Genomic DNA, 12,405 nt, shown 5'->3' with positions numbered 1-12,405 from the left:
GCCTAACAAAACCGTAGCGAGCGGAAGGAAGGCTCGGCGCCCCCGTTGGCTCGAGAAGCGCAACTGTACGAAGGTACGGGGACGCCGAGTCAGCGAGCATCGCAGGCCGCAAATTACGACGCGCAGCAGGTGTTGATAGGCGTTCTTACAGGCGCAAGCTCACGGCGATGGCCAGCAGCAGCGCGCCGGCCGCCGCCAATAGCGCACTATTAAAACTGTGCGACTGCGCATACAGGCTGGCCGCCAGCACGGGGCCGATGATCTGGCCGATGCCATACACCACCGTCATGATGGCCATCATGTTGGTGCCAAACTTGCCCACCTTGCCGGCGGCCCGCTGCGCGGCGGGCATGGCGATGGTCACCGTGCCGACAAACGTGCCGCCGACGAGGATGGCGCTGAGCAGATAAGCGGCGGCCGAAGGCGCCAGCACGGGCAAGGCCACGCCCAGCGCCTGCAGCAGCAAGTTCAGCCTGAGTGCCTGGCGCGTGCCCAGACGCTCGTGCAGCCGGTGCCACAGGAAACACGACGGCGCCGCGCCCAGGCCGAACATGGCCCACACATGGGCGGAATTGAGCCCGGGCAAGGCCACGCCCACCATCACGGGCAGATACGTAGCCGTAACGATGTAACCGAGCCCCGCCAGTCCGTAGATCAGCACCAGCGGCCACGGCGCCACGGGCGCCAAGGTCGATGCAGCGGCATGCGGCGGCGCATCCAGCGTAGGCTGGCCACTGGCGGCGATGGCGGGCGCAGCCGCCAGCCCCAGCAGCACGGTGACGCCGGCCAGCAGCAGCCACATGCCGGCGCTGCGCCAGCCCAGGTGCGATGCCAGCACCAGCAATTCGGCCGACCCGGCGATGCCAGCGCCCACGCCCGCGTACAGCAGCGGCGCACCGCGACCATGCCGGCGCTGTTCCAGCAGCCACAGCGAGGCGGCGACCATGGCCAGGGCGCTGAAGACGCCCGCCACGCCCCGCACCGTCACGATGAGCCAGACCGGCATAGTCAAGGCCAGCACGCCAAGGCACAGCGCCGTACCGGCCACCGACCACAGGCATAGCCGGTGCGCGCTGTGGGCCCGCGCGCGCATGGCCAGGATGGCGCCCAGCAAGTAACCGGCATAGTTGGCCGAAGCGGCCAGGCTGCCATCGCGCAAGGTCAGCACGCCTTCGCTGAGCATATGCGGGTAGATGGCCGTGAAGGCGAAGCGTCCGAAGCCCATGCCGATGGCGAGGATGGCCGCTGCGGCGATGGCTGCACGCAGCCTGGCTGGCGCGCTCACGGCGCCACCTCGCCCAGCTGCGCCAGCAAGTGTTGAAAGGCGGGCACGTCGAATCCGGCGCGCCACACCAGCAAGGTGTCGGCTTGTCCAGCGGAAAGCGTCACCAAGGCGGCCGGCGCCTCGGACAGCGCCAGCACGCTCGCCGGCAGCAGGGTCACGCAGGCGCCGGCCGCCACGCAAGCGATCATGGTGTGATACGAACTCATTTCCTGCACCCGCCACTGCGTGCCGCCGGCCACGCCCAGCAACTCTTCGGCGATGCCGCGATAGGTGCAGCCCTGCGGAAACGCCGCCAGCGAGCGCGTGCGCACGTCCGCGGCGCGGCGCGCCTGCGCTTCGCTGGCCGGCAGCAGCAAACACAGGTCCTCGCGCCACACGGCTGTCGCGGCCAGGCCCAGCTCCGCCAAGGCGGCGGCGCCGCCGAAGGATGGCGGCAAGGCGACAAAAGCACAGTCGAGCAAACCTGTGCGCACCTGCTCGATCAGGGGGCGCGACGGCCCCGTGCTCAGCGCCAGCCGCGTCGCCGGATAGCGGGCGTGATATGCGGCCAGCAGCGCCGGCAGGCGGCTGGCCGCTGTGCTGTCCATGCTGCCGACGCGCAAGGTGCCGCCCTCGCGCCCGCCCGTGACGACATGCCTGGCCTCTTCTGCCAGCGCCAGCAGACGCTGCGCATACTCGAGAAAGCGCTCGCCGGCCGCCGTCAGGGCCATGCGCTTGTTCGTGCGCACGAACAGTTCGGCGCCTATATCGGCTTCCAGCTGCTGGATGCGCGTCGTGACGCTGGACGGCGCGCGGCCCAGCCTGGCTGCGGCCTGGGTGACGCTCAGTTCACTGGCCACGGCACAAAAAATCGTCAATGACTCCAACTCCATGATGTTCTCTCATTTGAAATGATTATGCTATTATATTCTCAAAATACGAATACGAATATGCGTACGACACAGCATCCTCAACTTCCTGAAGGAAACATCATGAGCTCGTCCCAGCGCTTCCTCGACCGCCTCGGCCTGCAATTGCCCATCATCCAGGCGCCAATGGCGGGCGTCTCCACGCCGCGCCTCGCCGCCGCCGTCTCGAATGCGGGCGGCCTCGGTTCGCTGGGCATTGGCGCCGGCAGCGTGGCGCAGGCGCGCCAGATGATCGCAGACACGCGCGCGCTGACGGACCGCCCCTTCAACATCAATGTGTTTTGCCATGCGCCTGCGGCAAGGGATGCGCGGCGCGAAGCGGCCTGGCTGGCCCATCTGGCGCCCCTGTTTGCGGAGCTGGGCGCGGCCGTGCCGGCAGGACTGGAAGAAATCTACCGGACGTTTATCGGCGATGCGGCGGCATTCGCCCTGTTGCTGGAGCAGCGCCCTGCCGTCGTCAGCTTTCATTTTGGCTTGCCGACGCAGCAGCAGATTGCCGCCCTGCGCCAGGCCGGCATCTACACGATGGCCACGGCCACCAGCGTGCGCGAAGCGATCCTGATCGAACAGGCAGGGGTCGACGCCATCGTGGCGCAGGGCGTGGAAGCGGGCGGGCATCGCGGCGTCTTCGATCCGCAAGCGCACGACGAGCGCCACAGCACCAGCGTGCTGCTGCGCCTGCTGGCGGGCCGCACTGCCCTGCCCCTCATCGCCGCCGGCGGCATCATGGATGGACAAGGCATCCGCGTCGCGCTGGACCTGGGCGCCGCCGCCGTCCAACTGGGCACGGCATTCGTGCTATGCCCGGAATCGGCGGCCAACGCGGGCTACCGCGCCAACCTGAAAAGCGAACGGGCCGCCAGTACGCGATTGACGGCGACCTTGTCGGGCCGGCTGGCGCGCGGCATGGTGAACCGCTTGATCGAACATGGCGAAGCGCCAGGCAGCCCACCGCCGGCCGACTACCCGGTCGCCTACGATGCCGCAAAACAATTGAACGCAGCAGCCAGCCAGCACGGCAACAGTGAATTCGCCGCGCAATGGGCCGGCCAGGGCGCGCCGCTGGCGCGGGAAATGGGCGCGGAGGAACTGGTGTTGACTTTGGCTAGGGAAATGGCGCGCTGATTTCAGCATGCCGTTGACATGATTGCCGCCAGGACAGCTATGCCACAGGCCATGTGTTACCTGGAGATAAAAAGGTGGCCCGGCGCTACGGCTACACAGGAGTGTCCGCTTTCGCCTTTGCGGACATCCAATCGTCAGAAGATGCACACTGGCACCTATCGCAAACTATTGAATGTCTAGTGAGTATACATTTTCTGAGCGCAATCATAAGGTACACGCATACGGATTCTTAAAAATCTGCTCCTGAACGGTAGCGACCTCCTTTCAAGTCCGTACCTTTGGCGCCTTACCTGCAGCGGGCATACATCAGAGATGGCCGAGGTTCGTCAGCAAGATTTGGTAGAACCAGGTGTCGCGCAAGCTTGCCCTCAAGTACAAACCCGGACTTTTCCAATGTACGCGCAGATGCATAATTTTCTGTGTCACAGGTTGCCTGAATACGAAAACAGTGCGGCAGCGCCAAGGCTGCTTCACTCAAAGTATTTATTGCCTCGGACATGAGTTTCGCGCCCCAATACTTGCGTTGCAAAACGTATCCAATATCTATCATGTGATCATGCAAACTTGCTTCCAACATACCAATTGGCTCGTCGTCATTTTCCTCAAGGGCCAAAACATAAGGACGGCTACGACCACTATCCCACTCCTCGATACAATATGAAATGAAGGCTTCAGTCTCGGCCAATGTGCGGTGTGGACGCCATACCATGTAGCGTACTACTTCAACATCTTGGGCATATGCATCAAAAATAATCCGGACATCTGATTGACGCGGTTTACGCAATATCATTCTTTGCGTACGCAACACATCTGGAAGAGATAGGAACATTGAAAAATCCTTAACACAGTTCTGAAATTTACTTCATTCTACAGCGCAGATTTTACGTCAGCAATCGCCCCATTGCGGACATTGATACTTAAATTTGATGAGGGTTCGAACGGTCGTCCAGTTCATTGTTCCGTACAACTGGACGAAGGAGATAGGCTGTAATGCCGACGGTAAGACCAGCAGCGATTGCACTTAGCGCTGTGCGAGTCGGTGCATCCAGAAACATTATGTAGGGCACACCGCACCCGGCAATACAGGTGGCCAGCAGCAGCAGAGAATCATATTTGCGCAGGAGTATGAGCAATGGCAGGCCCACCAGTGCCAAACCCGCAAATGACATCGGAACAGCGAGTAGTACGGAAAAAAGAAGTCCGATCCCGACATCAGACGCGATACCTGCATCGGAGCTTCCGATACCTGCCAATGTGACTGCCGGGATACTCGACAGCGGCGCCAAAAACAAGGATTTCATAGGGAAGGGTTTGATCTTCATGGGCCTTCCTGTGGTTTTTTGTATACTTCTGGCCGGTTGCCGTCTTTGGCTGCTTCCGCCCCGTGGCGAATATAAAGACGGTTGACAAAATACTTGCCAGCTGAAGGTGCGTAGCTTGTATCAACGGCTAGGTTTCGGCGGGACCGGCTGCGTCGCGAATCATTGGTTCGTGTTCTGAGAAAACGCTGACACATGCCCCAGCTGTGACAATGATCCACTCTCGCTGCTTCTGCGTATAGCCAAGCCGCCTATCTTCTTCCATCGCCCATCCGCCATCGAATACCTCAAGGACCGGATACCCAGAAGGAAAGTCCTCATCGGTCCAGTACTCTGCGAGCGGCACTTCATCCAAGAGCCTGAAGCCATTCACCTGAGCAAATGTGACCTCGATTCCATCGTCCTTGTGATGGTTGCGGACGACACGTATTACCAATTGTCCATTGTAGGTAACTGAATGAATGTCCGCCCCCCAGTCGAATTGTTCTCGACAGCCAAATGGTCTAGCTTTGATTGGCATATACATCCTATTTCGCACGCTATGATTAACGTTACCGTACAACGATCTACTCATGATCAACGACCGCTTGTGGCCGAACCCGGCCGTTCGGGCAGCATAGCAGGTTGTCAGGGTGAAAATCTAGCGGCTGCATCGTCATGCTGGATTCGCCCCAAAGCCGACCTTCCGCAATTTGCGGAATTCGAGATTTGACTATTGCTGGAGAAAAATTGGAGGCAATGTATTTCAGTCATTTTTCTGAGCATCAGGGTTGGTAGTCTTTTGCAACCCAATTTGCTTCCTCGCCGCTTCAATTCTCCTCTTATTCTGCGCTTCAACTACCTTTTCATAGTTAAGCGCGTCATGAGGAATGCCCAATTCACTTTTTATTCGCCGTAAAGTTGGTAACGTACTGGCTTCCACCTTCTGAGAGGCCAGGATACCGAATTCGAAAAGAGATAATGCCGAATGATATGCCTCAACCTCGGCTTTATAAATCTCATCGCTAAGACTATCCAATCGCTTCGTCGTAAAATCACGTTCCCACTGAAGAGCAAGCTGAACATTTTCAGGAGGCATTACTCCCGTCCTAATCAGCGATAAATGATGATTGGTAAGATTATCAAGCGCCTTCGAGGTATCCACACGCTGCCCCTTCAAACTTTCGACCTTTAATTTTATTTGATCCACACCTTGGCGCAATGCAACCATCTCAGAGCCGCATTCTTCGAGTTCTGTTACCAGCGCCCTCGCCTCAAGTAAAAGACTTGGCTCTGCAACCACATACATTTTTCCGATAACCCCAGTCTGCTCCTTATACTTCGAAAGTAGACCTTGCAGGTCAGAATTCGGGTCTGCCACAGACTGCAACAATGCCATCGAACTAGAAATATATTCGGCAAAATTTAAAAAAATCTCCTTTTTAATGGAGTGCGCTTGTTCTTCCTTCTTGTGTACCCGCGAAAAATAATTATTTAAGATTATCCCCAGAATTGTTACAAACGAAGCTATGAGTGCACTATACAACGGAACATATACACTCCACCCAACGGCGGCAGTTGGCGCACGCGCAACGAAATTCACTATATGCATTTAAGGACCGGAGGTAAGTTTGAAAATTTAAATTTCATGTCGGAGGCTGCTATTGGCCGAACTCGGTCCATAGCAGGGGTAGCATTTTGCTTATGTGAGAAGCTATCGAATTGTCACGCCGGGCTGAAGCCGCTCCCTTGCGGACCGGCGAATTTGCAGACGCTCATATTTTTTACTGACATATAGGATTTAATCCAAATGACAAACTGATGCTTCCTAAACAACGTCCTATTATGTCCTGTTGCCACATTGCCGAGTAGATCATATCGGAAGGATAGTGGAAGTCGCTAACAAGGTTCGAATTCTTTAGCAAATCACCTATCAAAGACCAAGCCTGCTGCGTATGATCTTTTCCACCATACAACCAGATTTGACCAAACCCTGTCGGTATTCGTAACCCCTCTGTATGTAATCCCTGTATATCTCGATTCAGGTGAATGGCCACCACGAGATCCTTAGAGTCTGGAAGCTTCTTTCCAAGCTTATCCAATATCTGCTGTAAATCGACATTTGAATTGACCGCCGAAGGCGGAAGCTCTTTTAATTGAACCGGCACCATTCTCATAACGCCGCCATCTTCGTATCTAGCCACAATGTCATAGTCCGCTGACTCGAAGAGAGCGAAGGACACTTCCCGACCGATACGCGTTCCAATGCCATGGCAAAAAAGAGCTGCTTGACGACCTTCCAAAAATGGCTTCAATTCACGAGTACGAAGCGCTGCAATTGTATATGGCAAGCCGTTTAACTGTCCGCCACATTGAATGCGTCTCAACCCATTTAAGATTATTCTAGGGCGATGGTAAGTAAGTTTCAGCCATTCACGTGGGATTCTGTTCATTCCGCTTGCCTAGGGTAAATTGACTGGCCGCTTGTGGCCGGTTGCCGCCGTTGCCAGGTTCCGCCTGCGGACATTCACCCGGCGCAAGCACTATAAATCTTAGAGGCCCATAACAGCCTCGAAGAGATGACGAACCCAATTTCTAAACGCGAGGCGTTTGGACTCTTGTTGCCTCAGCCGATGCATCAACAACCACGTTGCATACGAGGCGATCATAACGGCGCACGCTGCACTGATGATGGCTGTGAAGATCTGTATAGCTGGAAGCATAACCATCTGTCCTCATTTTCACTACGTCCGCTTCTGGCCGCTTGCTACCGTTGGCAGTGGCAGCCTTCAAGGCTGAATGGGTGCCCTTGCCTGTGCGGTGCGCATGAAATCCATAGTCCAGTTCGTTTCCCATGTTCTTCCCTGGTCCTTGGAAAAAGCCTGATCCCAGCGAGGATTTTTCCCAGGTGTTGCAGTCCAGGTAAAGCGCACCTTTATTGCTTGACCATCGAGTAGGTCATCGGCAAAAAATACGCCGACGTGATTGGAGAATTTTCCAACAACTGGGACATCGAGCGTTGTCGGCTTGCGTGCATCGAGCCACCAGATCGACCAGGTGTCGGATTTAATACAAAACGAGCGCAGTGCAAGGGCGCGGAAGCTGCCTTCCGGGAAGTAGAGTACGTTATCCTCCAGGTTTCCAAAGCCACCCAGTGTCTTTACGGTCGAAGATAGCCCGTCAAATTCCGTCCATTCCTTGCAATCGGTGAATCTGGAATTGAGCCGGCGATGTTTCACGAGCCAGTCACCGATGATGAAATCAAAATCCCGGGGGGCATTTTTATCGGCTGGCAGTTGCATTGACGGTTTCCTGGATTTGATTTGTTGCGATGCTCGGCCTGGCTTTTCATTGAAAACATGAGTCGAGAGCGGCCGTGAACGATAGCAAATTGCCGGTAAGAAAAATGCATACATTGTCACACCAGTGGAAATATCCACTGCTGGCCGCCCGCTGCCGTTATCTGCAGGCTCCCCCGTTACGGCAGCCGGTGCCGGAAAGTGGGCTCGATATTGCGCGCGTGCAGCCAGCGCACGATGTCTTCCAGGGTGGCGTCCTGCAGCAGCAAGCCTGGTTGTGTAACAGGCATAGGCGCTGGCAATGCGGCGGCGACGGGAGCGGGCACGGGCACGGGCACGGAAGTTGACACGACATCAAGCAAGCCCGCATGTCTTTGCAACTTCGCCAGCGCCTGCGCGAACTGGGCCGGGTTGATGCTGCGCAAGCTTTCCAGGAAGCCCAGTTGGGCGGCTGGCGGTGGCGGCATGTCCAGGCCCGGTTCGTCGACAAAGGCGGCCCCCATGCTGGGGTGGATGAAAGCTGCCCACTTGCCCGACGGCTGCAAACATGGCGGCAGCGCCACCTGTTCCACGTCGCCTGGCGGCGCGACGGCAAGGATGTCGGTCGCGGCGGGTAAAAAGGTCGAGCGCAGCAGCTGCACGAACTGGCGCGCCTGGGCGACGGGTACGGGCGTGGCCAGCGACAGCCATAACTGGAACGCCGTGCCCGAGATGCTGACGGCGGGCGCCGGCAAGTCCAGCTCGTGCTGCACGGCATTGGCGATCGTGCACAGCGCGCTCCAGTGCGCTTCGCCGCCGCCCTTGCCGCCAAACTCCAGCACCAGCGCGCGCGTCAGCCCGCCATGGCCGCGATCCTGTACCAGTTCTACGGCCACCGTCTGCTCGCCCGACAGATGGCGCGCCAGCACAGCCGGCGTCAGCGCTTGCGCGCCGCCATCCGCATCCAGATAATGCTGCTGTTCCTCGAACAGGTACAGGCGGGTGAGTTCGGAAATCAGTTTATGCATGGGCAGCCTCGTTATGACGTTGAGCAACACTTGCCAACGTGCCCAGATTATAGCCTCCCCTGCTCCTGGATTTCAGCGCACCGGCTGCCCGGCTGCCTGCCGCGTCCGCCCGGCGCCAAATACCAGCCAGCTGGCCACGGCGAACAGGCAGGCGGCCACGCCGCCGTACAGCATCACGGCGCCGAAGCCTTGTGCCAGCGCAAGCTGCGCCACGCCGGCCGGCAGTTCGACGGCCCCCTTGCCGGCAGACAAATCTTCCGCCATGGCGCGCAATGTGGCCGCGTCCAGTCCATTTGGCAGATGGGGCCGCAAGGCGGACTGTATGGCTTCGACGAGGATAAAGCCCATCAGCGCGATATTGATCGACAGGCTGACCATGCGCGCGCTGATGTCGATGCTGGACGCCATGCCGGCCCGTTCGCCGGGCACGGCGCCCGTCGTCGTGTTGGTGACGGGTGTATTCGTCAAGCCCAGGCCCGTGCCGGCCAGCAGGCAGCCGGGCAAGATCGTCAGCCAGTTGGCGGCATCCACACTGCTGCCCCACAGCATCAGCAGAAAACCCAGGCCGATGGCCAGCAAGCCGGCAGGAATGACCGTATCGGCCTGGTAGCGCAGCGCCAGCCGTTCGGCCAGGGGCGGCACGAGCAAGGTGGGCAAGGTGTAGGCCAGCAAGGTCAGGCCCGTGCCCAGGCTGCTGTAGCCGAGGCCATGTTGCACGTACAGGGGAAGATAAATCATCAGCGGCCAGAAACTGCAGTTCATGCCCGCCGAACCGAGCAGTGCTCCCGAAAAACGGCGAATGCGAAATACGCTGAAGTCGATCATCGGTTCAGGCTGGCGCCGCTCGATCATGACAAAGAGCATCAGGCTGAGCAGCGCCACGGCCAGGCTGGCCACCGTGAGCGGGTCCGTGAAACCCAGCGCCGGCCCCTGCGTGAGGCACCATGCCAGGCTGAACACGGCCAGCGACAGGGTGGAGATACCCGCCACGTCCAGCTTGCGCTGCTGCGGATCGCGCGATTCGCTCACGCACAGCGCCACCAGCAGCAGGGCCGCCAGCGCCAGCGGCCCGTGCACGAGAAATACCCATTGCCAGTTTGACAGCGCGACGATGGCCGCGCCTATGATAGGGCCAAAACCCAGGCCCAGGCCAAAGACGATGCCCCAGGCGCCAAACGCCCTGCCCCGCGCGGCGCCGGCCGGAAATTGCTGCGACAGTACGGCCACCTGGCAAATCAGCATGGCGCCACCGGCCATGCCCTGCAGCGCGCGCGCGGCGATCAGCAGGCCGGTGCTGCCGGCCCATCCACATGCCAGCGAACTGAGGCCGAACAGTGCCAGGCTGGCGAGCAACAAGCGCTTGCGGCCATAACGGTCGGCCAGGGTGCCCGTTGCCATCAGCACCGTGGTGCAGGCCAGGGTGTAGGCGTTCATGATCCATTGCAAGTCCTTGAAGTCGCCGTGCAACACGGTTTCCAGGGTGGGCAGGATGACGGGTACGCTGGAAATTTCCAGGCCGAACATGAGCGAGGCCAGGCACACGGCGGCCAGGGTCAGTGCATTTTGTTGCGAAGTAGTCAGGTGCATCGAAGCCTTGATGTCGGTAGTCATGGAGGAGCGCGTGGTGCCGGCGCGCTGGAGCCACCATTTTAGAAAGCATCGACTCATGAGGGAAATGATAAAGTTTTGTACAATTCATTCATTTTCATCATGAATCACAGGAGCCAGACACGATGGACTTCGATACCGCCCTGCTGCGCGCCTTCGTCGCCGTCCAGGACACAGGCGGCTTTACGCGCGCCGCCGAACGGCTGCACCTGAGCCAGTCCGCCATCAGCCACCAGATCCGCCGCCTGGAAGAGCAGGCGGGCGCCGCGCTGCTGGTACGCACGACGCGCAGCCTGCGCCTGACGGAAGATGGCGAGGATTTCCTGCGCCACGCACGGCAAATCCTGGCGGCCCAGGATGCGCTGTCGCGGCGCTTCCAGCGTTCCTCGATCGCTGGCGCCGTGCGTTTTGGCGTACCGGAAAATTTCATGGGTGCGCGCCTGCCGGCCCTGCTGGCGCAGTTTGCGCACCTGTTTCCCGCCGTGCGCCTGGATGTGACAGTCGGCACGTATCTCGACTTGCAGAAACTGGTCGCCGCCGATGCGCTGGACCTGGCCGTCGTCATGGCGCTGGCCGGCGGGCAAGATGAGCCGGCCGTGCTGCGCCGCACGCGCTTCGTCTGGGCGGCGGCGCAGGATTTTCGCCATGACGGCCAGGCGCCGCTGCCGCTGGCGTTTTCACCGGCGCCGTGCATGCACCGGCAAGTGGGCGTCGACGCCCTCGACGGCGCCGGCCTCGACTGGCGCGTGGCGTTCACCTCGCCCAGCCAGCAGGGCTTGCGCGCCGCCGTGCTGGCGGGCCTGGCGATCACGGCCCTGCCACAGGGCGATCTGGAGCCGGGCATGGTGGTCATCGATGGCCAGCATGGCTTGCCCGCCCTGCCCGCCGCCCAGTTCCAGCTGCTCTGGCGTGCCGCGAGTACCACGGCGGCGGCCGAAGCGTTCGGGCAATTGCTGCGCGAGTGGTCAGCGGCTGCGGCGATATGACAGTAGCAGCAGCAAAGGCAGCTTGATGAAAAATCTCACCGTCCACTACAGCCACCGTGCCAGTCGTGCGGCTCCTGTGATCGCCCCCCTAGCCACAGGAGGAAGGATAGGACTTGGACGTGACCTCGACTTTCTTTATGCGTGGCTTGCTCGAACAACGTACTGACGCGCAAACGACACACGACGTGCACAGTCACCACACGAACACGCGTTTACCGTGCGGCGATGCAGGTCTATAGTGGCTTCTTTCCCACCTGTTCAAGGATCGCCATGAAACTCTTTTACTCGCCGGGCGCCTGCTCCCAGGCACCGCACATCATCCTGCGCGAAACGGGCACACCATTCACCCTGGTCAAGGTCGACCTGGGCCAGCACCAGACGCAGGAAGGCGGCAATTACTACGAACTTAACCCAAAGGGGCAGGTGCCGCTGCTGGCGCTCGACAATGGGACGACATTGAGCGAAGGCCCCGTCATCGCCCAATACATCGCCGAACTGGCGGGCAGGCAGGACTTGCTGCCCCCTGTGGGCAACTTTGCCCGCTACAAGGTGCTGGAATGGCAGAACTACATCACGTCCGAGCTGCACAAATCGTTCAGTCCCCTGTTCGATCCCCGCTACGACGCCGCCACCAAGGCCTTATTCATTGAGCAACTTGGCAAGAAGTTCAAATGGGTGGACAGCCGCCTGGAAGGCCAGGCCTACCTGACGGGCGACACGTTCACCGTGGCCGATGCCTACCTGTTCGTCATCACGGGCTGGGCGCCGCGCGTGGGCGTGGATTTGTCGGGCCTGGCAAATATGCAGGCCTTCCTGGGCAGAATTGCCCAGCGCGACAGCGTCAAGGCTGCTTGGGAAGCGGAAGGCCTGGCAAAAGCCGCTTGAATCG

Annotated in this window: 13 protein-coding genes; 3 read left to right on the top strand and 10 right to left on the bottom strand. The window is 59.6% G+C overall.

Annotation, left to right across the window (positions count from 1 at the left end):
- Positions 1 to 145: 145 nt before the first annotated feature.
- Together CLU92_RS05410 and CLU92_RS05405 are read right to left on the bottom strand one after the other, a co-directional pair.
- Positions 146 to 1,285: a YbfB/YjiJ family MFS transporter gene (locus tag CLU92_RS05410; protein WP_257560984.1), complete on the bottom strand. Its 1,140-nt coding sequence runs from the start codon at positions 1,283 to 1,285 to the stop codon at positions 146 to 148.
- On the bottom strand, positions 1,282 to 2,157 hold the full coding sequence (locus CLU92_RS05405; protein WP_101481050.1) for a LysR substrate-binding domain-containing protein: 876 nt from the start codon (positions 2,155 to 2,157) through the stop codon (positions 1,282 to 1,284). Before CLU92_RS05405 ends, CLU92_RS05410 begins: the two co-directional genes overlap by 4 nt.
- 99 nt (positions 2,158 to 2,256) lie before the next feature.
- Between CLU92_RS05405 and CLU92_RS05400 the strand changes: the two genes are divergently transcribed.
- On the top strand, positions 2,257 to 3,318 hold the full coding sequence (locus tag CLU92_RS05400; RefSeq protein WP_101481049.1) for a nitronate monooxygenase family protein: 1,062 nt from the start codon (positions 2,257 to 2,259) through the stop codon (positions 3,316 to 3,318).
- Between the two features lie 286 nt (positions 3,319 to 3,604).
- Here CLU92_RS05400 and CLU92_RS05395 read toward each other — a convergent pair whose 3' ends face one another.
- The 8 genes from CLU92_RS05395 to CLU92_RS05365 all read right to left on the bottom strand — a co-directional run bounded on the left by CLU92_RS05395 (position 3,605) and on the right by CLU92_RS05365 (position 10,533).
- Positions 3,605 to 4,147: a GNAT family N-acetyltransferase gene (locus CLU92_RS05395; RefSeq protein ID WP_101481048.1), complete on the bottom strand. Its 543-nt coding sequence runs from the start codon at positions 4,145 to 4,147 to the stop codon at positions 3,605 to 3,607.
- An 88-nt stretch (positions 4,148 to 4,235) separates the two neighbouring features.
- Positions 4,236 to 4,640, bottom strand: a complete 405-nt coding sequence (locus tag CLU92_RS05390; protein ID WP_101481047.1) for a hypothetical protein — start codon at positions 4,638 to 4,640, stop codon at positions 4,236 to 4,238.
- Between the two features lie 127 nt (positions 4,641 to 4,767).
- Positions 4,768 to 5,157 (bottom strand): hypothetical protein, encoded by a 390-nt coding sequence (locus CLU92_RS05385; protein ID WP_143452545.1) that lies wholly within the window; start codon positions 5,155 to 5,157, stop codon positions 4,768 to 4,770.
- A gap of 225 nt (positions 5,158 to 5,382) precedes the next feature.
- Positions 5,383 to 6,228, bottom strand: a complete 846-nt coding sequence (locus CLU92_RS05380; RefSeq protein ID WP_101481045.1) for a hypothetical protein — start codon at positions 6,226 to 6,228, stop codon at positions 5,383 to 5,385.
- Positions 6,229 to 6,400: 172 nt separating this feature from the next.
- Positions 6,401 to 7,069 (bottom strand): hypothetical protein, encoded by a 669-nt coding sequence (locus tag CLU92_RS27395; protein ID WP_143452544.1) that lies wholly within the window; start codon positions 7,067 to 7,069, stop codon positions 6,401 to 6,403.
- A gap of 336 nt (positions 7,070 to 7,405) precedes the next feature.
- A complete protein-coding gene (locus CLU92_RS05375; protein WP_101481044.1) occupies positions 7,406 to 7,918 on the bottom strand; it encodes a DUF1579 domain-containing protein in 513 nt (170 codons plus the stop codon).
- 176 nt (positions 7,919 to 8,094) lie between these two features.
- Positions 8,095 to 8,922: a hypothetical protein gene (locus tag CLU92_RS05370; RefSeq protein WP_101481043.1), complete on the bottom strand. Its 828-nt coding sequence runs from the start codon at positions 8,920 to 8,922 to the stop codon at positions 8,095 to 8,097.
- A 72-nt stretch (positions 8,923 to 8,994) separates the two neighbouring features.
- Positions 8,995 to 10,533, bottom strand: a complete 1,539-nt coding sequence (locus tag CLU92_RS05365; RefSeq protein ID WP_257560983.1) for an MFS transporter — start codon at positions 10,531 to 10,533, stop codon at positions 8,995 to 8,997.
- Positions 10,534 to 10,655: 122 nt separating this feature from the next.
- Between CLU92_RS05365 and CLU92_RS05360 the strand changes: the two genes are divergently transcribed.
- Entirely contained in the window at positions 10,656 to 11,516 is an 861-nt protein-coding gene (locus CLU92_RS05360; RefSeq protein ID WP_101481042.1) for a LysR substrate-binding domain-containing protein, read from the top strand.
- Positions 11,517 to 11,786: 270 nt separating this feature from the next.
- Complete coding sequence (gene gstA, locus CLU92_RS05355) at positions 11,787 to 12,401, top strand: glutathione transferase GstA (RefSeq protein WP_101481041.1); 615 nt, start codon at positions 11,787 to 11,789, stop codon at positions 12,399 to 12,401.
- Positions 12,402 to 12,405 lie beyond the last annotated feature (4 nt).

Source organism: Janthinobacterium sp. 61, assembly GCF_002846335.1.
Lineage (GTDB): Bacteria > Pseudomonadota > Gammaproteobacteria > Burkholderiales > Burkholderiaceae_D > Janthinobacterium.
The sequence above is the reverse complement of the archived record's forward strand: the minus strand, read 5'-3'. Positions and strand labels throughout refer to the sequence as shown.

What these genes read in the sequence shown, in the direction of transcription:
- CLU92_RS05390 (WP_101481047.1), bottom strand. Translation starts at nt 4,640, where the DNA reads ATGAAGATCAAACCCTTCCCTATGAAATCCTTGTTTTTGGCGCCGCTG.
- CLU92_RS05380 (WP_101481045.1), bottom strand. Translation starts at nt 6,228, where the DNA reads ATGCATATAGTGAATTTCGTTGCGCGTGCGCCAACTGCCGCCGTTGGG.
- CLU92_RS05395 (WP_101481048.1), bottom strand. Translation starts at nt 4,147, where the DNA reads ATGTTCCTATCTCTTCCAGATGTGTTGCGTACGCAAAGAATGATATTG.
- CLU92_RS05365 (WP_257560983.1), bottom strand. Translation starts at nt 10,533, where the DNA reads ATGACTACCGACATCAAGGCTTCGATGCACCTGACTACTTCGCAACAA.
- CLU92_RS05370 (WP_101481043.1), bottom strand. Translation starts at nt 8,922, where the DNA reads ATGCATAAACTGATTTCCGAACTCACCCGCCTGTACCTGTTCGAGGAA.
- CLU92_RS05385 (WP_143452545.1), bottom strand. Translation starts at nt 5,157, where the DNA reads ATGCCAATCAAAGCTAGACCATTTGGCTGTCGAGAACAATTCGACTGG.
- CLU92_RS05405 (WP_101481050.1), bottom strand. Translation starts at nt 2,157, where the DNA reads ATGGAGTTGGAGTCATTGACGATTTTTTGTGCCGTGGCCAGTGAACTG.
- CLU92_RS05360 (WP_101481042.1), top strand. Translation starts at nt 10,656, where the DNA reads ATGGACTTCGATACCGCCCTGCTGCGCGCCTTCGTCGCCGTCCAGGAC.
- CLU92_RS27395 (WP_143452544.1), bottom strand. Translation starts at nt 7,069, where the DNA reads ATGAACAGAATCCCACGTGAATGGCTGAAACTTACTTACCATCGCCCT.
- gstA (WP_101481041.1), top strand. Translation starts at nt 11,787, where the DNA reads ATGAAACTCTTTTACTCGCCGGGCGCCTGCTCCCAGGCACCGCACATC.
- CLU92_RS05375 (WP_101481044.1), bottom strand. Translation starts at nt 7,918, where the DNA reads ATGCAACTGCCAGCCGATAAAAATGCCCCCCGGGATTTTGATTTCATC.
- CLU92_RS05400 (WP_101481049.1), top strand. Translation starts at nt 2,257, where the DNA reads ATGAGCTCGTCCCAGCGCTTCCTCGACCGCCTCGGCCTGCAATTGCCC.